Consider the following 19,698-nt stretch of genomic DNA (forward strand, 5'->3'; position numbering starts at 1 on the left):
AGGCGGATGCTGCAGCCCACGACGAGGGCGGGCGAGCCCGTTCCCGCGGGAACGGGCCCGGCGGCGTTACTCGCCGAGGACCTCGCTCTTCACGCGGTCCTCCATGGTGGTGATGCCGTCATCCACCGACGATTCGCCGACCATGACGAGGTCGTGCTCCTCGTCGAGGATCGTGTTGACGTCGGCGGTGAACTCGCTGACCGGCATCTCGAGCACGACATCCTTCGGTTCGTTGAAGGTCGTGACCGAGAGTTCATCGGTGGGCAGTGCCGTGAACGCCTCGGTGACGGCGTCGGAGCCGAAGGCGGGAACCACACCGATCTCGGCGATCGCGATTGCAGCCTTTTCACCGGCGGCGAACTCGAGGAACTTCGTCGCGGCCGCGGGGTGCTTCGACTTCGCGTTCACGGCGAACGCCGTTGGTGCGCCGAACGTGACGGTCTCGTCGCCCGAGTCGATCTGCGGCATGGGGGCGACGCCCCAATCGATCGTCGAGGTGCCTGCGTCGATCGCGGCCTTGATGCCGGCGATGTACCAGGTGCCCATATGCATCATCGCGGTCTGGCCGGTCTCGAACATGGTGCGATAGCTCATCTGCTGCGACTTCGCGGTGGCGTAGTCGAGCGAGAAGCCCTGCTGCTGCAGATCGAGGAAGAGCTCGTACTGGTCTTTCATGAACCCGTAGTCGCCGCTGACGAGGTCGCCACCGGTCTGCGCCGCCGCGATGGCCTGCGCCGTGGATCGCCAGATGTGCTGGTAGCTGCCGAACACCTTCGGGCTCGCCGCGTCGTCGGTGAGCTGCTCGGAGAGCTCGGCGTACTCGTCCCACGTGATGTGGTCGGGGTAGTCGAGCCCGGCCGCGTCGAAGAGGCCCTTGTTGTAGTAGAGCAGCCAGAAGTCCTGCCGGTAGGGCGCCGCATAGTAGGCGCCGTCGACGTCGTACGGGTCGAGCCCGGCGATCTTGTCGGTCTCCATCGCCTCCACGTTGTCGGTGACGTCGAGCAGCTGGCCACGCTCGGCGTAGCGGAGGTAGTCGGTGACGGTCTTCATCGTGAGCACGTCGGTCGTGTCGCCGCCGGCGAGCATGGTGGTGACCTTCTCGGGGTAGTCCTCGGCGAGGATGTCGACGGGCTCGATCGTGATGTCGGGGTTCTCGGCCTCGAACGCGTCGAAGAGGGCTTTGAACTCGGGGGTCTGGTCGTAGTTCCAGACGGCGACGCTGAGCGTCACGGGGCCCTCTTCTTCGGCCGGTGCCGACGGCTGGCCGGAGCATCCGGCGAGGGTGAGGGCCGCGAGGGCCGCTGTTGCGACCGCTGCCGTGATGGTGCGCTTCATTGCGTGATCTCCTTTGACTTGGCGATGGTAGTCGACGCCGGAAGCGTCGGTTTGCAGGTGGTCAGCCCGTGGTGGGGAGGGTGACCCGAGCTCGTACGCCGTCACTCCAGACGACGAGCACGTCGGTGTCGCTCGATGCGGTGACGGCGGGCGCCGGCGCGACCGTGCCTGCCGCGAGTCCGATCGCGGCGATGTGCCAGCCCCCGTCGTCGCGGAGCGGCGCGGTGAGCCAGGGCGTGGCAGTGCGTCGCCCGAGGAAGGTGGCGTCGTCGTCGAGCTGCACACCCGATGCGGTGAAGCCCGCGATCGAGCGGATGTCGGTGACGAGATCGTTCGCACGGCCGGTCGCGCTGCCCGTCGACACGTCGACGACCGGCTCATCGCCCGACACGGGCCATCCGCTCACTCGAAGCTCGTCGCCGCGCACCTCGGTGCGCTCGTCGAAGCGGAGGCGCACGAAGCGCACCTCCCAGGCGCCGCGCACGAGCGAAGCCGTCGTGATGCTCGGGCCGTGCCGCACGACTCCGCCGGGCCAGGGCGTGCCGTGGTCCGGGCGGTCGGGAGCCTCGCTCACCCAGTGGGCGCGAGCCGTCGAGACGGCCCACCCGGCGGCCCCGCCGTCATCGCACTCGATCGTCTCGAGCGCGTCGGTCGTGAACCCCGACCGGTCGCTCGCGACGCCGTCGACGAGGACGCCGACCGATTGGTCTGGACGTTCGACGGCGGCGCCGCCGGCGAGCAGAGGCGCAGTCGCGGTCGAGTAGCCGAACCTCGCGTACAACGGCGCGTCGATGCCGAGCTCGCCTGCCGTGCCGTGGTCGGTGCCGTGGTTCGTGACCCTGATGATGCCGTCGGCCCCGGTGGCGGCGACGAGCCAGCCCGGCGCGGTGAGGCGGCGCACGAAGTCGCCCTGCTCGACGGGCAACGGCTGTTCGACAGCGGTCCAGACGGGGTGCGTCTCGGGCAGGGCGATGCCGAGCATGCCCTTCGACGCCCAGTACGGCGAGCCGGTGCCCGAGTAGTGCTGGGCGATCGGGCGCCACGCGCCGTGCCAGCCGAGCGAGAGTCGCCCGTGCTCGTCGGGCGCACCGCGTTCGACGAAATGCGACACGATGCCGCTGGCCGCACGGCGCAGCAGACCCGGTTCGACCGCCGTGGATCCGGCCATGGCGCCGGCCCAGAACGGTGCGGCTGCGGCGAAGCGGTAGGTGAGGCTGCGACCCTGGATGAGCGGGCCGCCGTCGGCGCCGACGAGCGCGACCGCATCGACGAGGTACCGGTCGAGCGACGCCCGGTACCGAGGCAGGCGATCGCGGAACGGGTCATCGGCGGCGAGCATCGTCTCCCAGATCACGGGATAGAGATGCAGCGCCCACCCCGTGTAGTGGTCGAACGAGCGACCGGCGCCGTCGGCGATCCACCCGTCTTCGCGGAAGAAGCCGTCGAGCAGTTCGAGGTCCTCCTCGATGTCGGCACGGGAGTACGGCGCACCGACGCTGCCGAGGAATTGCTCGACGACGATACGGAACCAGGCCCAGTTGTTGGGCGGGTAGCTGCCGCCGATGAAGGTCGAGAGGTAGTCGACGATCTGTCCTTGCACGCGAGGCGCGAGGTTCGACCACAGCACCTCGCGGGTCAGGTGCAGGCCGATCGCGAGGGCAGCCGCCTCGACCTTGGCCTGGTCGACCTCGTCGGGCCGCGGCCACCGCTCCGGCGACGACGGGTCGGTGCCGGCGTCGAGTCCCTCTCCGTACCAGGCGGCGAGGTCGCCGGTCGCTTCAGGCGCCCCGGCGATGCGGAAGGCGGCGAGCATGAACGTGCGAGTGAACCCCTCGAGCGCGTCGACATCCGTGCCGTAGCCGCCCGGAGTACCCGGGAAGGACAGCTTCGCGTGTCGCGGCGAGGCCACCTGCCGCGCCGCGTCGAGCATGCGGTCGGCGAGTTCGAGCCAGTCGCGACGGCTCCACCCGGTGAGGGGCGCCAGCGGGTCTGCGGTTGCGTTTGCGTTTGCGTTTGCGTGCACGCTCATGCGCTCACCCCGAGGTCGGCGAGCACCACTTCGCTCTCGAGCGGGAGCCCCTTGGTCCAACGGGAGAGCTCGTCGAGCGCCGAGTCGGACATGCGGCGAGTCTCGGTGCCGACGGATCCGGCGATGTGCGGCGTGATCGACACGTTGGCCAAGCGGTAGAGCGGCGAGTCGAGCGGCAGCGGCTCCGGGTCGGTGACGTCGAGCACCGCGTCGAGCCGGCCGGCGGCGCATTCCGCCGTGAGCGCCTCGGTGTCGATGAGGCTCCCCCGCGCCGTGTTGACGACGGTTGCCCCGTCGCGGAGCAGCGCGAGCTGAGCGCCGCCGATCATGTGCCGGGTCTCGGGCAGCTCGGGGGCGTGCAGGCTCAGCACATCGACCTGCCCGAGCATCTCTTCGAGGTCGACGAGGCGAGCACCGGCTGCGGCGACGGCCGTGGCGTCGGCGTGCGGGTCGGCGACGAGCACCACGACGTCTTCGAGTTGGTGGAGCAGGGCGACCACGCGGCGGCCGATGCGGCTGAACCCGACGACCCCGATCGTGCGGCCGAGGTTCGAATAGTCGTCGGTGACGAAGCGCGTCTTCCAGGCTTCGCGATGGGCGAGCGGCTTGCGCGAGAGGAACTGTGCTCGCTTGTCGGCGAGCACGATCGACGCGAACGTGAACTCGGCGACGGGGATCGAGTTCGCTTCGGCGGCGCTCGTGACCGTGATGCCGCGTCGCCAGAATGCGTCGGTCGTGAGGCTGCGTACCGTGCCTGCTGCATGGAAGACCGCGCGAAGCGCGGGCATGCGATCGAGCCGTTCCGACGTCAGTTGAGGGGCACCCCACGAGGTGATGAGCACTTCGACGCCCGCGAGCCGAGCGGCGAGGGCCGGATCGTCGAGGTCCGCCACCGGGCCGGGAATCATGAGATCGACGAGTGCATCGATGCGCTGCATCCGTGTCTCGTCGAACTGCTGGAAGAACACCTCGGGCGACATCGCGATCAACGCAGCTGGTCGTGGCTCGCTGGTCATTCGTCTCCTCGGTGAGTTCCGTGCCCGTGGTTGCGGCCGGGCTGAAACATAGTGAATACTCCATTGCGATCGCAGTCAAAGTGTTCGAACACAAACGAACACTCTCGATCGAAGAACGTCTACTTGTCAGAACGTCTACTGGAGGTCGCGTGCCGCGTCAGAGAACGACCCTCGCCGATCGCGACGACCTCAACCGCGCGTGGGCACGCGCCAAGTGGCACCCTGATCTGCTCTCACCGGTCGCCTCGATCGACCCGGCTGCGGGAGCGGTCGCCGCATTCGTCGAGCGAGCGGATGCCGCGATCGGTGCGCCGTGGCCGCAGCCGCTGCTCTCCGACTACGCGAGGTACCCGCGCGAGGGCGATCGCGCGACGTACGAAGGCACGGTGTTCGCCCTCACCGACCGCGTCGCCACCGCCGCGGTCGCCGCCCACGCCACCGGTTCGGTGCACCACCTCGATGAGGCGGCCGATGGACTCCAGTTGCTCTTCGAGCAGTCGACGTGGTGCTGGCCGGCACACGACGACGTCTTCGACCGCACCGGCGGCGTCGCGCCCGATCCGAGCCATCCGTATCTCGATCTCGGCGCCGGTGAGGTCGCCGGTCTCCTCGCCTGGACTCGTTTCGCACTGGGAGACCGCCTCGAGGAACGCGCTCCCGGCCTTCTGGCTCGGCTTCGCGCCGAGCTCGAACGCCGAGTGCTCGCGCCGTTCACCGAGCGTCGCGACTGGCGGTGGCTCGGACTCGACGGCAACCTCGACAACTGGAATCCGTGGATCCATGGCAACGTCATCGTCGCGGCGGCGGCGGCGGCGGCGGGTGACGATCTCGCCCGTGGGCGCGAGATCGTCGACCTCGCGGTCGACGGCATCGACCGCTACCTCGCGGCCCTGCCTGCCGACGGCGGCATCGACGAAGGGGTCGCCTACTGGTGGAACGGCGCAGCACGCGTGCTCGACGCCCTCGAGGTGCTCGAGCGCGCGTCGGGCGGCACCTTCGACTCGGCCGCCGCGCTGCCCGGGCTGCCCGAACTCCTGCGCTTCCCGCTGCGCATGCAGCTCGGTCGGGGTTGGGTGTTCGCCTTCGCCGATGCCACGCCCCGCCCGGCTGAGGCGAGCACCTGGCGGATCCCCCATGCCTGGGGCCGGCGCCTCGGTCTGCCCGAGGTGGTCGCCCATGCGAGCGGCTTCGACCGCGGCGCCCCTCCGGCGACCTCGCCGAACAACGGCCTCGGCCGGATCCTCGCGACGCTCGCCGACACGGAATGGGCGACGGCACCGGCACCTGCGTCGAACGCGCCGCTGCCGGCATCCGTCGTGCTCGACTCGCTCTCGCTCGCGCTCGCGAGGGAACACGCCGGCGCTGGCCTGACGATCTCGCTGAAAGGCGGGCACAACGACGAGAGCCACAACCACAACGACCTCGGCAGCGTGACCGTGTCACTCGACGGCGTGCCGGCCGTCATCGATGTCGGGCGCCCCGAGTACGACCGCCGCACGTTCGGCCCCGAGCGATACTCGCTGTGGCCGATGCGCAGCGACTGGCACTCGGTGCCCGAGCCGCGCGGCGCATTGCAATCCGCCGGAGCGCACTGGCGCAGCGGGCCGATCACGGGCGGGGACGACGGCACCGTCGCCGAGTGGTCGCTCGCGCTCGACGATGCGTGGCCGCTCGCGGACGGCGAAACCTGGAGCCGATCCATCCACCTCGACCGGCAGGCTTCGACCGCCGAAGTCCGAGACGCGTGGAACCTCGACGACGACCCCGACACGCGCACGACCCTGGTGCTCTGGGGCGAGACGACCATCACCGCCGACGGGCTCATCAGGGTGCACCGACCGCAGCCGGGCACCAGGGACCTGCTCATCGAGCACGACGCCGCTGCCGTCGAACTCGACGTGCGCGAGATCGACGACCGCGTGGTCGCTCGCTCGTGGGGCGAACGCATCACTCGACTGCGCCTCACTCCCGCGGGCGGCGCCCGGTCGATGATCACTCGATTCCGAGCCGCAGATGAGGTGACCCGATGAGCGATCCCCATCCGCTGTTCGCGATCGAGCGACGCGAGCACATCCTCGACGAGTTGCGGCAGCACGGGTCGGTCACCGTCAAGCATCTCGCCGAGTCGCTCACCGTCACCGAGATCACGATCCGGCGCGACATCACCGCCCTCGCCGAGCGAGGGCTCGTCACTCGCGTGCACGGCGGGGCGACGCTGCGCAGCCCGCTCGACCGCACGGTCGCCCGGGCCAATGGCGGAAATCACTCGCGCTACCGCATCGGCATGGTCGTGCCGTCGCTCGGCTACTACTGGCCGCAGATCGTGACGGGCGCCCGGGCCGCCGCCACCGCCGCGCAATCGCAACTGGTGCTGCGCGGCGCCTCGTACGATCCGGCAGACCAGCGTCGTCAGATCTCGGCACTCGTCGATTCGGGCTCAGTGCACGGGCTCCTCGTGGCGCCCGAGACCGCCGGGCATGACGGCGCCGCCATTCTGACCTGGCTCGAAGAACTCGACATGCCGGTCGTGCTCGTCGAACGCCGGGCGCCGACGGCGCTCGCGCTGCGCCGACTCGAGTGGGTGACGACCGACCACGAGTTCGGCGCCATCCTCGCCGCACACCACCTGTACCAACAAGGGCACCGCCGCATCGGCATCGCGGTCGCCAAGGACTCGCCGACGTCGGAGCACTTGCGGCGCGGATGGTCGCGAGGGCTCTCGGAACTGGGCCTCGACTCCTCATCGTTACTCGAACACCCGCTCGAGGACCCGGAGAGCGAGCTCCGCGACCGGAACCTGAGCGAACTCGTCGACCGATGTATCGCCACCGGCACGACCGCCCTGTTCGTGCACTCCGATCCGCAGGCGATCCACCTCGAACATCACGTGCTCGATCGGGGGCTGCGGATCCCCGAAGACCTGGCGATCGTCGCGTACGACGACGAGATCGCCGAGAACGGCGAGCCGCCGATCACGGCGCTGCGTCCGCCGAAGGCGCACATCGGCCGGCTCGCGGTCGAGACACTCGTCAACCGGCTCGCCGAGGGCCCGCGCCGGCCGGTGCAACGCGTGCAGGCCCTGCCCGAACTCATCGTGCGGGCGTCGTCGCAAGCGGCGGAGGGCGGCTCCTCGGACTGAGCGAGCGTGACGACCACGAGCTGCCCACGCCATCGGCCGAGATAGATGCGCGCCGTAAGCTGGTCCGATGCTCAGGCGATTCCTCTCGGGTGCCGGCCTGCTCATGCGCGGGTTCGGATTCTGGCGGCGGCGACCCGGCGTCATGCTGCTCGGGCTGATCCCCGCGGCGATCGTCTTCGCAGTCGTCGTCGCCGCACTCGTCGCGCTCGGCATCCAGCTGCCGGCCATCGTCGACTGGGCGACGCCGTTCGCCGATGCATGGCAGGAGTTCTGGGCTGCCTCGCTGCGCATCGCCATCGCCGCGGTCACGTTCGCGGGCGCGGTGCTGCTCGCCGCCGTCACCTTCACGGCCATCACACTCGCGGTCGGCGACCCGTTCTACGAGCGCATCTGGCGAGCCGTCGAACTCGAGCTCGGCGGGGAGGTGCCCGATCGCGGCGCCGGATTCTGGCGCGCAGCCGCGGATGCCGCAGTGCTCATCGCCCTCGGTGCCGTCTCAGCACTCGTCGTCGGACTCATCGGGCTCGTGCCCCTGGTCGGGGCGATCGCCGCGCCGGTGCTCGGCGTCGGACTGTCAGGGTGGCTGCTCGCCCGCGAACTCACCGCGCGAGCCTTCGAGGCCCGGAGCATCACGCCGGCGGCACGCAAGACGCTGTTGCGTGAGCACCGTGCCCAACTGCTCGGCTTCGGCGTCGCCACACAGCTGTGCTTCATGGTGCCGCTCGGCGCCGTGGCAACGATGCCGGCTGCAGTGGCGGGCTCGACGATGCTCGCCCGGGCCGCGCTCGACGCGACCATGCCGCGGCCACCGGATGCAGTCGCGCCTCCCCGCTGACCCATGAACGGGAGGTCCCGGAGCCGATACGGCTCCGGGACCTCCATTCATTCAAGGTCGAGGCTGCTCGTGTCAGCTCTCGATTCGAGCGCGTCGACGGCGCAGCATCACGAACACCGCTCCCGCGGCAATGAGGATCACCGCGATGCCTCCGAGGATGGTGCCCTCGAAGCCGGTGCTCGCCAGGTCGGCCGAGTCGCTTCCGGCCTCGCCGCCGGCGTTGCCCGAGCCTCCGTTGCCGTTGCCTCCGCCGTTGCCTCCACCCTCGTTGCCCCCGTCACCTGAATCGAACGCGATCGAGAACGAGCCGCGCACCGGTTCGGAAACCCTCGCGCCGAACCCCTGCCTGACTTCGAACACGTAGCTTCCGGATTCGAGCGCAGCACGGAATGGACCGACGGCGGTGCCGGCGGGCCCCGAGCCGGACGCCCCTCGCCCGGATACCTCGATCTCGCCGAGCGGAACCGACCACGTGCCATCCGCCGCCACGACCGCCGCACCGGACAGATCGCCCGTCAACGTGATGGTCGCGTTCGGCGTTCCGGTGCCGCTGAGTTCGTCGACGACGGTACCGGCGGGCAGTTCGCCGCTCGGTGCGGTCGTCGAGAACGACCCCAGGTCGGGACGCGCGGTGAGCCACTGCTCCGGTGTCGTGGGGTGGTCGATCACTCGGGTCTCGCCGATGCACCCCGCCCATCCGTTCAGGGCGTGGTCGTCGACCCAGTCGGCGCCGAAGACCCACGGCATGTCGCCGTTGAGGCTCTGACCCAGCGTGTCGGTGGTGTTCCGCAACACGGGAGCCCCGTCGACGTACATCGTCGTGCGCGAGGTCTCGGGGTCGTTCACGAGGGCGACATGCACCCACCGGTCGAGGATGATCTCGCCCGACCATGAGGTGCGATCGCCCTTGGTCGTCTCGGCCGGCACCTCGGTCCACTGGAACTCCTTCAGGTTCGAGAGTCCGAGCGCGGCCGGCGACGCCGTGTAGTCCCAGCGCGACCAGGGCATGCCGGGGATCGTCGACCGGTTGCCGGAACGCGTGATGGCCTTCATCCAGCCGTTCTGGTCGGCCGTCCACGATCCATCGATCTTCAGGAACGTCTCGACGGTGTACCCGTTCTCGAGGTGCGCGTCGTTGACCGCGGCATCCGCTGCCGTCTGCAGGTAACTGAACCGGCCAGTGGTCTTGTCGGAGTCCGCGAAGCAGACCGCCCCGCCGTCCGACGAGAACGGGTTCGCATCGGTCGAGACCGTGACGTCCTCGACCGTCGCGGTCGGTGAGCCGGACTCGGCGATCGCGACCCGGTGAAGGTCGGCGTCACCGGCGATGTCCTCGAAGACCTGGCCCTCCTGCACGACACCGGGCGTGTCTCCGAACCGCCAGTGGGCGAGCGTGCCGTCGACGGGCACGAAGTCGTCGCGGGAACCGGGCTGCTCGAGCTCGGTCGGGTCCGGGCCTTCGAATCCGTCGAGCAGGATGTCGCGGGCCCGCTGCGTGAGCGACGGCTGGTCGGCCGCACCGGGGCCGAACTCCGGTGCGAACCCCGCGAAGCGTGCTGCGAAATCGAGGTCGAGGGTGAACTGCTGGTTCGGCCCCTCGAGGAACGGCTGGTCGTAACTCGTGAGCTCATCGTTCGGCTTCTCCACGACCCACGGCGACGCGGTCTGCACCGAAATGCGGTTGTTGCTGAGGTCGAACTCCAGCAACCCGAGGTAGCCGTTGCCGCCCTCGTAGGCCATCTGGTAGTCCATCAGCACGTTCGTGACGGAGTGGCCGGCGTCGTTCAGGCGGGTGAGCTGGGCGGCTCCGTGGAAGTGGCCGTTGAACGTGAGGAAGATCTGGTCGTTCCCGCGGATGAGTCGCTCCCACAGGCGCGCGCCGTTGGCGTCCTCCTTCGGGGTGACGGTGTCGGGCTCGACGTTCAGCAGGGAGTGAGTGGTGAGGATCGCCGGCAGCGTCGGATGCTCGTCGAGCACCTGCTGCGCCCAGGCCAGCGTCGCGTCCGACGCGCGCCAGCTCAGCGCGAGCACCAGGAACTGCTGCCCTGCGGCCTCGAACACGTGGAACTGGTTGAAGCCGGTCGGGTCGCTGCCGCCGTAGGTGGCGACATCCGCTGCTCGCGTCGGGCCGAACCATCGCAGGAACGGCTCGTTCGCGAGGTCGTAGTCCGTGTCGAACCAGTCGTCGGCGGAGTTGAGCACATCGTGATTGCCGGCGAGGATCGAGTACGGCAGTGCGTCGTCGTCGAGCGCGGCGATGGCATGGTCGGCAGCTTGCCATTCGGCTTCGGTTCCGACACGGTCCACGACATCCCCGAGGTGGGCGACGAACGGGATGTTGAGCTCATCGCGGTGCTCGGCGAGCCATTCGGTCTGCGTCGCGAACGGATCGGAGCCGTAACGCGGCACGAACTGGTCGGCCGAGTACCGGGAGTAGAACTGGGTGTCGGGCAGCACGGCGAGCGTGAAACGGGCGGCGAGGTCGGTCTCATCTTCCGCCGCCGCGGAGAACGCAGGCACGGCGACGAGGGCGGCGAGCATGGTGACTGCGGCCACGGCGGCGGCGAATCGACGAGGGCGTTGCCAGTTGTGCGTCGCGGCGGACGCCGGTTCGGGTGGTGCGAGGCTCACTCTGATCCAATCAGCGGACGGACGCCGCCGCCGGGAGATCGGCAGCGGCGTCCCCACCGTGGCGTCGACGGGTGAACGGCTCCCCCACCCCGTGCGACCCGCGGCTGAACGCGGTGCGAAGCGAGGGTGCCCCCGCGGGTCGCCGACTTCGGCGCAATGCGGTGCATGCAGCGAGCGGATGCCCCGGAGCCGGATCGGCTCCGAGGCATCCGCTCACTCGTTCGAGGCTCGCGTCAGGCGGAGCGCGACCCGCCGAAGAAGGCGCGGATGTCGCCGGCGACGAGTTCGGGCACCTCGAGCGCCGCGAAGTGGCCGCCCTGCTCGAAGCGGCTCCAGTGCACGATGTTCGAGTTGTCGCGCTCGGCGAAGACCTTGATCGTCTGGAAGTCGTCCTTGAAGACGGCGACTCCCGTGCGTGCGGCGCTGACCTGCGGCTCGGCTGCAGCGCGGGCGTTCTCGAGATAGCTTCGGCTCATGCCCGCCGCGGCATTTGCAAACCAGTTGACGCTCACCTCGGTGAGGATCTGCTCGAGCGACACGAGCGAGGTGCCGTTGCCGAACGAGTTGAAGAGCTCGCTGTAGGCGAGCAGTCCGATGGGCGAGTCGCTCAGGCCGACTGCGACGGTCTGCGGACGGCTCACGTTCATGGTGTTGTACCCGCCGACCGACTGGAACCATTGCATGTGCTCGAGCCCGGCGTAGTCCAGCGGTGTGAGGTGCTCGAACTCGGTGGGGTCGCCGCTCGGGAACGAGAAGAGCTGCAGCACGTGCAGGCCGAGGAAGCCCTCCGGGTCGAGGAGCCCGAGTTCACGGGCGACCAGCGCGCCGTTGTCGGAGCCGTGGATGCCGTACTCGGCATATTCGAGGCGGCGCATGAGCTCGTCGTAGGCGCGGGCGGCGCGGGCGACGGTCCAGCCCGCCTCGGCGACCGGGTTCGAGAAGCCGTAGCCCGGCGCATCCGGAATCACGACGTCGAACGCGTCTTCGGCGCGGCCGCCGTGGGCGACCGGGTCGACGAGCAGGTCGATGAGGTCGAGGTAGTCGACGGATGACCCGGGGTAGGTGTGAGCGAGCAGCAGCGGCGTCGCGCCGGGGTGCGGCGAACGCACGTGGATGAAGTGGATGTCCTGCCCGTCGACCTCGGTCACGAAGTGGGGGAACGAGTTGATGCGGGCCTCCACAGCACGCCAGTCGAGGGTGCGCCACGCGTCGAGCGCCTCGCGGAGGTAGGAGTTCGGCGTGCCGGCATCCCAGTCGTCGGTGGGCGCGGGCTGGGGCAGCCGGGTGCGGGCGAGTCGCTCCATGAGGTCGTCGATCTCGGCCTGGGCGACCTCGATCTGGAAGGGGCGGATGTCGGTGCCGGATGCGGTGGTGTTCGTCATGTCTTCGACGGTACGGTGCATATAGGCACGTTCAGTTCCTAATCAAAACAGTTCCCGGAGATTGTTTCCCGGAGCCCTCCGAGAGGCTCTCGTCATCGCCGACACCGCCACACGACTGCTCGCCCTGCTCGCCCTGCTGCAGACGCGGCCCGACTGGACGAGCACCGAACTGGGCGCACGACTCGGGGTGACGCCGCGCACCATCCGCAACGACATCGACCGATTGCGCGAGCTCGACTATCCGGTCGACGCGACGCGCGGCGCCGCCGGCGGCTACCGGCTCGGCGCCGGTGCGAAACTGCCCCCTCTGCTGCTCGATGACGAGGAGGCGGTCGCCGTGGCGGTCGGCCTGCGTGCCGCGACGGGCATCTCGGGCGTCGAGGAGTCGAGCTCCCGTGCGCTCTCCAAGCTCGAGCAGGTGCTGCCGTCGCGGCTGCGGCCGACAGTCGCAGCCCTCGCGACCGTCGTCGAGCGCGCGCCCGAGAACAACGGCACCGACGCGCCGGATCCCGAGGTCGACGCGGCCGTGCTCACGGCGATTGCGGGCGCCATCCGTGACATCGAATGGTTCCGGTTCGACTACCAGGGCGCATCCCGCCTCATCGAGCCGTATCGGCTGCTCAGCTGGCAGCGCCGTTGGTATCTCGTGGGGCGCGATCCCTCGACCGACGAGTGGGGCACGTTCCGGGCCGACTGGATCGAACCGCGCATGCCGACCCGGCGCCGTTTCTCGGCCGTGTCGTTGCCGGGCGGGGACTACACGGCGTTCGCGATGCGTTCGATCGCCGCGAGCGGGTGGAAGGTGCACGCACGCCTTCGCATCGCGGCACCCGCCGACGCCGTGCTCGCGCGCATCAACCACACGGTGGGGGTCGTCGAAGCGGTCTCCGACACCGAATCAGTGCTCGTCACCGGCGCCGACAGTCTCGATACGATCGCCGCCTACATCGGCATGCTGGGCATGGACTTCACGGTCGATTCGCCGGCCGAGCTGCGGCCGCTCCTGCTCGCATACAGCGAGCGGTACGCCCGCGCGGCTCGAACGCCCGACTGATCCCGTCAACTCAGCGGCACGACATCGATCGCTGGATGAGCTCGTCGGAGGGGTGACCGTAGAGCCATTCACCATTGCCGTTGGGGTCGGTGTGCCCCATGCCGATCGCCCACGCGACGGCCCACAGCTCGTTGTCATCGGCGTACTCACCGACGATGTCGTAGCACTTCGAGGTGATCGCGTGACCCACCTCGTGAGTGACGAGCGCGACCATGATCGGGTCGCCCCACTGCTCGGCGATGCTGTTCGAGAGCGTGATCGTCGAGAGTCCGCCCTCCCAGGTGTCCCACGTGGCCGTTCCACCCGCCGAGCCGTTGTCGCCGTAGCCGATGACGATCGGCGCCCAGTCGAACTCGAGCAGCACACCGCCCGCGATCGAACGCGCGTACGCCTCGACGGCGACCCGCTGCCCGTACAGCGGCCCGGCCTTCTCGGCTTCTTCGGCGGCGTGCGTCGACTGCAGCGCAGTGGCGGCGACCACGTATTCGTCGACCCGCGCGGGAGCGTCGTAGCCCCAGGTTCCACCCGCGAGCTGCTCGACCGCGTTGCGGAAGTCGATGCGCTCGATATTGCGGGCCGAGCCGTTCGCCGCTTCGATCGAGGCGGCGACGGGGGCGATCGCCTCGACGAACACGAGTCCGGAATCGGCGGTGGCACTGTCGGCCTCGGCTACGGATGACGCGTGGCGCTCCGATTCGTCGGCGCCGTCGTGCAACCGCTCGGTCTCGGCGGTGAGCGCTTCGGAGGCGGCATCGAGATCGGCGTACCAGACCGGGCGCGGCAACGGCCCCGTCGGTTCAGCTGATTCGACCTCGAAGTCGGGGGCCCCCTCGATCAGCGCGCCGAGCTCGCCGGCCACGGCCGACAGATCGGCTTTGGCGACGGTGTCGACGAATCCGTCGGGTGCGGCGAGCAGCGACGTCGCGATCTCGGCGGTCTCTGCGGCATCCGCTTCGACGACGCCCGTCGAGTCGTTGACCACCTTCGCCTCGGCCACCGCTGTACGGTGGGCGGCGACCGCCGACGTGAACCTCAGGTTCGCGATCGTGTGGGTCGTGAGGATCGCTGCAGCGGCGAGGAGGAAGAACGCCGCGCCGATCACCAGCCACGTGATGGTGCGCTGCGAGTGGGGCGCGGCAGAGGAGGAGGGCACGACGGCTTCGGGCGCCGGGCCCGCGGTGGGTTCGAGGGTCACCCGTGCAGTATCGCTGTTCACGACGGGGTTGGGCAATCCGGGTCGTCATGGATCCGGCCTGAGCGAACAGATGTCGTCGCCACGTGCCCGCGACATCCGCTCAGCGAATCGCGGCGCCGACCATCGCCTCACCCAGTGGCGTGCGGGAGTGCAGCACTCGAGCACCGTCGCGCACACTCGCGATGAGTCCGCTGTCTCGCAGCACCGAGAGGTGATGCGAGGCCGTCGAAACGGCGATGCCACGATCGGCGGCGACTTGCGAGGTCGTGCGAGGGTCGTGCGAGCTCAGCAGGATCTCGGCGCGCGCTGGGCTGATCAGGGCGCCGAGCGAGCGGGATGCCGCGGCGGGATCCTGCGCCCAGGTCTCGGTCACGCCGTGCGCCGGGTAGAAGAGGGTCGGCTGCGCCGGCCGCTCGGTGAGCACCGCGCATCCCAGGCCGCTCATGACGGAGGGCACGAGCACGAGCCCGCTTCCCCGGCAGTCGACGAGTTCGCTGTGCTGGCGCATGCGGACGCGCACGGCGTCGCTGTGCCACGTGACCGATTCGTGCAGTCCGGCGACCATCACGGCGATGCCCTCGGCCGTGATGCGGCGAGCCTGCACTGCGATGTCTGCGCGCAGGAGTCGCTCGAGGTGCGGCCAGACGGGGTCGAGCAGCGACTCCCAGAGTTCGCCCCACGCGTCGGCGATCATGCCGCGGGCGCGGAGCGGGTGCTCGATCATGCGCCCGATCGCCTCGTGCCGGTGGCCACTCGAACGGGCGAGCATCTTCGTGAGGTCGGCGCGAAGCAGTTCCGGGCGCACGGCCCGCAGCCGCGCGGCCTCGTCGGCCGGGCTCATGTCCCAGCTCGGCGTCGCGGTGAGGAAGTCGGGGAAGTACCCCGCCTCGCCGACGATCACTGCCATGAGCTCGAACGGCTCCTGCGGCACCCGTTCGCGCACGCTGCGCAGCCAGCCCCATTGCCTGGGCTGCTCGGCGGGCCGCTGCAGCACGCGGATCGCGTGACTCAGTTCGTGCCCGGGCGAGACCCCGAAACGGATCGCCGAGATGTCGTCGGGTGCCAGCCGGAAGTCCACGAACTTTCGATCCACATCGAAATGCTATCGAGTCGGATGCCGCGGGCGGAGCCTGTTCTCAGCGACTTGCCGATCATCCCCGATGGAAGGACACCCCCGATGGACCTCGCAGCACCGACCACCGAAATCGCGCCGACGCCGCCAGTCGTCCCCGCGGAGCTCATCCGGATCGGCACCGGCCGCACCCTGCGCTTCGTGGGGCGCGAACATGGCGCCGCGGTCTCGTACTTCTTCGTCGACAACGAGCCTGGGCAGGGGCCGGGCCTGCACCGCCACCCGTACCCCGAGACGTGGATCGTGCTGGAGGGCGAAGCCCACCTGACGATCGGCGACGAGCAACTCGTGGCCATGGCCGGCGACACGGCCACCGCTCCGGCCGGAGCGTGGCACCGCTTCGTCGCAGGCGGAACCGGGCGGCTGCGCATGGTGTGCATCCACGCGTCGGACGTCATCGAGCAGGAGTTCGCCGAGTGACCACGGGGACTCCCGCAGAACGTGACGAGGGTCAGCACTGACACTGAACAAATCTCAGTGTGCTGCACGGATGCGGCGCCGATCGAACGCGCGCACGCTTGCCGCACCCGATCCCATTCGAGTGCGTCAAGGAGACGACGATGACCGATTCACCCGCAGTTCAGACCGCATCCGCCCCGGCCGCGCCCGACGCGATCGCCTCCGCGGATCAGGCCGTCAAGGCGAAGCACCGCAACATGTGGGCGTCGGGCGACTACCCGACACTGGCATCCGACCTGATCTGGAGCCTCGGCGCCACTCTCGTCGACGAGGTCGGGGTGAACCCGGGCGACCGCGTGCTCGACGTGGCAGCCGGCTCCGGCAACGCAGCGATCCCCGCCGCACTACGCGGTGGCACCGTCGTGGCGAGCGATCTCACGCCCGAGCTCTTCGACGTCGGCCGACGACGTGCACAGGAGGCGGGCGCTGCGCTCGAGTGGCGTGAGGCCGACGCCGAGTCGCTGCCGTTCGACGATGCGGCCTTCGACGCGGTCGTCTCCTGTGTGGGCGTCATGTTCGCACCGCATCATCGGCAGGCCGCGGGCGAGCTGCTGCGCGTCACCCGCCCCGGCGGACGCATCGGCCTGCTCAGCTGGACACCCGACGGCTTCATCGGCCAGATGTTCCGAACCATGAAGCCGCTCGCGGCCCCCCTGCCGCAGGGCGCCGAGCCTGCACCACTCTGGGGCGACGAGCACCACGTGCGCGAACTGCTCGGCGACGACGTCGACGAGTTCGCCGCACGACGCGAGAGCGTCACCATCGACCGGTTCGACTCACCCGAGGAGTTCCGCGACTACTTCAAGCGAAACTACGGTCCGACGATCGCCGTGTACGGCCGCATCGCCGACGACCCCGACCAAGTGCGAGCCCTCGACGACGCTCTCGTCGAACTCGCTCGATCCCACGGCCTCCGCTCGGCCGGCGACGCGATGCAGTGGGAATACCTGCTCGTCACCGCTCGCCGAACCTGACGCGGTCAGGGCCTCACCCGAAGGAGCTGTCATGTACCAGAGCGAGGACTACTTCGTCTTCGAGTTGCATCACCGAGGCGAGGAACGCCTGATGCGGGAGCTCGAGCAGCGCCGCGTCATCGCGGAGCGCGCCGCAGAAGAGGCGGAAGTGCAGGTGACGGATGTCGCGCGGCCGCCGTTCCTCGTGCGCTGGCGGCGCCGCCTCAGTTGGGCGGTGCACCCCACGAGCCACGCCTCCCCGAGCGGCGGCCCCACCCCGATCGCCTCGTGACGCTGGCCGATGCCGATTCCCGGGCGGAAGCACCGATGCGGCGCGCGACACCCGGGCATACACTGGGCGTCGTGGTCGGCCACCCGCTCACGCCACGTGAAAGCGCGGTGCTCGCCGCCATCGAGCGGCGCCTGAGCAACCCCGAGATCGCCGCGGAGTTGTTCATCTCCGTGCGCACTGTCGAGAGCCACGTGGCGAGCCTTCGCCGCAAGCTCGGCGCCGACAGCCGGGCCGCGCTCATGGCTGCGGCGGGCGACCGGCACGAGGCATCCGTTCGGTTGCCGCGCAACGCATTCGTGGGGCGCGCCGCCGATCTCGGCGCCGTCGCCGATCTCGTCGATCACCACGGGTGGGTGACCATCGTCGGCCCCGGCGGGGTGGGCAAGACTCGGCTCGCGCTCGAGTTCGCGAGAAGGCGCCACGGCGAGCGCGCACCCGTCATCGTCGAACTCGAGCACGCGGAGCCCGACGACGTCGTCGCCCGCATCGCGCGGGCGCTCGACCTCGAGTCGGCGCCGGGCGCCGACGTCTCGGCTTCGATCGCCGTCGCCCTCGGCGCCCGCCCCTACCTGCTCGTGCTCGACAACATCGACAGGGTCGGCCCTATGGTCGGTGAGGTCGCTGCGTTCATGCAGGCGACGACCCCGAGTCTGAGAATCCTGACCACCTCGCGCACCCCGATCGGCGACACGGCCGAGCAAGTGCACACCCTCGCGCCGCTCGCGATCGAAGGTAGGGATGCCGCGGCGACCGAGATGCTCCTCGACCGCCTCGGCGATCGGGGGCAGCTCACCACCCCCGCCGAACGCGACCTCGCCGGCGAGATCGCGACGCGGCTCGACGGACTGCCGCTCGCGATCGAGCTCGCGGCCGCCTGCGCGCGGCACCTCTCGCTCGCCGAACTCGCCTCGCGCCTCGAACGGGACTTCGCGACGCTCGACCGCGCGGTGCCGATGGGTCGTCATCGCACGCTCGACACGGCGTTCGAATGGACATGGGACCTGCTCACAGACGATGAGCGAGAGGTGCTCTGCCGACTCGGCGCACTCCCCCGAACGTTCGACGTCGATCTCGCCGCGGCCGTCACGCACCCGGGCGCCGAGGGGGTCGTGCTGCGCCTGCTCGACCACTCGATGCTCGTGCCGACCGGCGGGCACCCACGCCGGTTCCGGCTGCTCGCGGTCATGCGGGAGTTCGTGCTCGCACGCACCGATGCCGCCACCGTGCGCGAAGTGCTCGAACGCCATGCGGTGTACTACGCCGCCCTCGCATCTCAGTTCATCGTTCGTGCACGCATCGATGACAGCGCCGAGGCGATGAGCCTGTCGGCCCGCGTCTGCCCCGAGGTGAACGCGGCACTACGTTGGGCGCTCGCGGCGGGGCATCCGTGCGCCTTGGTGCTGGCCGCCGACCTCGCGATCGGCATCGAACAATACGGGTCGGATGTCGACAGCGTGCGCACGCTCGCGATGGCGGCACGTGACGAACGGCTGCTGCCCGCGGCATCCGCCGAGCAATTGCTGGTCATCGGCAACGGGCTCTCGTACTACGACGTGCAACTCGTCGACGAGCTCGCCGAGCGGGCACTCGCGATCGCCGACGACGACCGGTCGCAGCTCGCCGCCCATCATCTCGCCGGAATCGCCGACGCCTACCGCAGTCGCACCGACGCCGCGATCGTGCATCTCGCCGTGGCGGAGCGGCTCGCGGAGGCCCTCGGCGACGAGTGGGAGCTCGCCGCCGTGCACCAGATGCGCGGCATCGCGCTGCGCGGCCCGTCGAACGCCGAGGCATCGCGTGCGATCGCCGAATTCGACGCGGCCATGCGCGGGTATGCGCGCGCGGGCGACGCGACCCATGTGAGCAATGCCCGATACATGATGGCCCACACGGCCGCCGTGTCGGGGATCGATCGAGATCGTGCCGTCGGCTGGGCGGCCGAGTGCGCCGAGTATGCGCGCGCCGCCGGCAACGTGCATGAGCTCGCGCACGCCGAGCTCGTGCAGCAGACGCTCCAGGTACCGGATGTCGCGAGCGGGCTCGATGAACTGGTCGACGTCTTCCGCCGGCTCGGCGACGTGCGCTGCACGACGCGCAGCCTGATCCTGCAGGCCGATCGGGCGGAGCCGGCGGAACGGAGCCACCTGCTCGAGCGGGCGCTCGAGTTCGCCGACTCCGCCGGTGATCAGGCGAACCAGACCGCGATCCGCGAGCGCCTCGCAGTCGCCGGCTGAGCACGCGTCGGA

The 19,698-nt window shown here is 69.8% G+C and carries 15 protein-coding genes; 8 read left to right on the forward strand and 7 right to left on the reverse strand.

What is annotated here, in order from left to right; genetic code table 11:
• Positions 1 to 66: 66 nt before the first annotated feature.
• The 3 genes from AC1C2S_RS03240 to AC1C2S_RS03250 form a co-directional block, all read right to left on the reverse strand.
• On the reverse strand, positions 67 to 1,335 hold the full coding sequence (locus AC1C2S_RS03240; RefSeq protein ID WP_495351097.1) for an ABC transporter substrate-binding protein: 1,269 nt from the start codon (positions 1,333 to 1,335) through the stop codon (positions 67 to 69).
• Positions 1,336 to 1,396: 61 nt separating this feature from the next.
• Positions 1,397 to 3,364 (reverse strand): DUF2264 domain-containing protein, encoded by a 1,968-nt coding sequence (locus tag AC1C2S_RS03245; protein WP_495351098.1) that lies wholly within the window; start codon positions 3,362 to 3,364, stop codon positions 1,397 to 1,399.
• Positions 3,361 to 4,380, reverse strand: coding sequence for a hydroxyacid dehydrogenase (locus AC1C2S_RS03250; protein ID WP_495351099.1), 1,020 nt, complete (start codon positions 4,378 to 4,380; stop codon positions 3,361 to 3,363). Before AC1C2S_RS03250 ends, AC1C2S_RS03245 begins: the two co-directional genes overlap by 4 nt.
• Before the next feature lie 149 nt (positions 4,381 to 4,529).
• On the opposite strand from AC1C2S_RS03250, the gene AC1C2S_RS03255 reads away from it, so the two are divergent.
• The 3 genes from AC1C2S_RS03255 (at position 4,530) to AC1C2S_RS03265 (ending at position 8,354) form a co-directional block, all read left to right on the forward strand.
• On the forward strand, positions 4,530 to 6,410 hold the full coding sequence (locus AC1C2S_RS03255; protein ID WP_495351100.1) for a hypothetical protein: 1,881 nt from the start codon (positions 4,530 to 4,532) through the stop codon (positions 6,408 to 6,410).
• Positions 6,407 to 7,519, forward strand: a complete 1,113-nt coding sequence (locus AC1C2S_RS03260; RefSeq protein ID WP_495351101.1) for a substrate-binding domain-containing protein — start codon at positions 6,407 to 6,409, stop codon at positions 7,517 to 7,519. The genes AC1C2S_RS03255 and AC1C2S_RS03260 overlap by 4 nt, the downstream gene beginning before the upstream one ends.
• 67 nt (positions 7,520 to 7,586) lie before the next feature.
• Complete coding sequence (locus AC1C2S_RS03265) at positions 7,587 to 8,354, forward strand: EI24 domain-containing protein (protein ID WP_495351102.1); 768 nt, start codon at positions 7,587 to 7,589, stop codon at positions 8,352 to 8,354.
• Positions 8,355 to 8,426: 72 nt separating this feature from the next.
• Here AC1C2S_RS03265 and AC1C2S_RS03270 read toward each other — a convergent pair whose 3' ends face one another.
• Both AC1C2S_RS03270 and AC1C2S_RS03275 read right to left on the reverse strand, forming a co-directional pair.
• A complete protein-coding gene (locus AC1C2S_RS03270) occupies positions 8,427 to 10,985 on the reverse strand; it encodes a LamG-like jellyroll fold domain-containing protein (RefSeq protein ID WP_495351103.1) in 2,559 nt (852 codons plus the stop codon).
• A 233-nt stretch (positions 10,986 to 11,218) separates the two neighbouring features.
• On the reverse strand, positions 11,219 to 12,367 hold the full coding sequence (locus tag AC1C2S_RS03275) for an epoxide hydrolase family protein (RefSeq protein WP_495351104.1): 1,149 nt from the start codon (positions 12,365 to 12,367) through the stop codon (positions 11,219 to 11,221).
• A gap of 61 nt (positions 12,368 to 12,428) precedes the next feature.
• Between AC1C2S_RS03275 and AC1C2S_RS03280 the strand changes: the two genes are divergently transcribed.
• Positions 12,429 to 13,421: a helix-turn-helix transcriptional regulator gene (locus AC1C2S_RS03280; protein ID WP_495351105.1), complete on the forward strand. Its 993-nt coding sequence runs from the start codon at positions 12,429 to 12,431 to the stop codon at positions 13,419 to 13,421.
• A 10-nt stretch (positions 13,422 to 13,431) separates the two neighbouring features.
• Here AC1C2S_RS03280 and AC1C2S_RS03285 read toward each other — a convergent pair whose 3' ends face one another.
• Both AC1C2S_RS03285 and AC1C2S_RS03290 read right to left on the reverse strand, forming a co-directional pair.
• Positions 13,432 to 14,616, reverse strand: coding sequence for a hypothetical protein (locus AC1C2S_RS03285; RefSeq protein WP_495351106.1), 1,185 nt, complete (start codon positions 14,614 to 14,616; stop codon positions 13,432 to 13,434).
• Between the two features lie 100 nt (positions 14,617 to 14,716).
• The gene (locus AC1C2S_RS03290; RefSeq protein WP_495351107.1) at positions 14,717 to 15,709 is read right to left on the reverse strand and encodes an ArsR/SmtB family transcription factor; all 993 of its coding nucleotides are present in this window, start codon (positions 15,707 to 15,709) and stop codon (positions 14,717 to 14,719) included.
• 84 nt (positions 15,710 to 15,793) lie between these two features.
• Between AC1C2S_RS03290 and AC1C2S_RS03295 the strand changes: the two genes are divergently transcribed.
• From AC1C2S_RS03295 to AC1C2S_RS03310, 4 genes are all read left to right on the forward strand, one after another.
• Complete coding sequence (locus AC1C2S_RS03295) at positions 15,794 to 16,168, forward strand: cupin domain-containing protein (RefSeq protein WP_495351108.1); 375 nt, start codon at positions 15,794 to 15,796, stop codon at positions 16,166 to 16,168.
• A gap of 140 nt (positions 16,169 to 16,308) precedes the next feature.
• Positions 16,309 to 17,181, forward strand: coding sequence for a class I SAM-dependent methyltransferase (locus tag AC1C2S_RS03300; RefSeq protein ID WP_495351109.1), 873 nt, complete (start codon positions 16,309 to 16,311; stop codon positions 17,179 to 17,181).
• A gap of 31 nt (positions 17,182 to 17,212) precedes the next feature.
• A complete protein-coding gene (locus AC1C2S_RS03305; protein ID WP_495351110.1) occupies positions 17,213 to 17,452 on the forward strand; it encodes a hypothetical protein in 240 nt (79 codons plus the stop codon).
• Positions 17,453 to 17,523: 71 nt separating this feature from the next.
• On the forward strand, positions 17,524 to 19,686 hold the full coding sequence (locus AC1C2S_RS03310) for an ATP-binding protein (protein ID WP_495351111.1): 2,163 nt from the start codon (positions 17,524 to 17,526) through the stop codon (positions 19,684 to 19,686).
• Positions 19,687 to 19,698 lie beyond the last annotated feature (12 nt).

This window comes from Agromyces sp. Y782, from assembly GCF_059445405.1.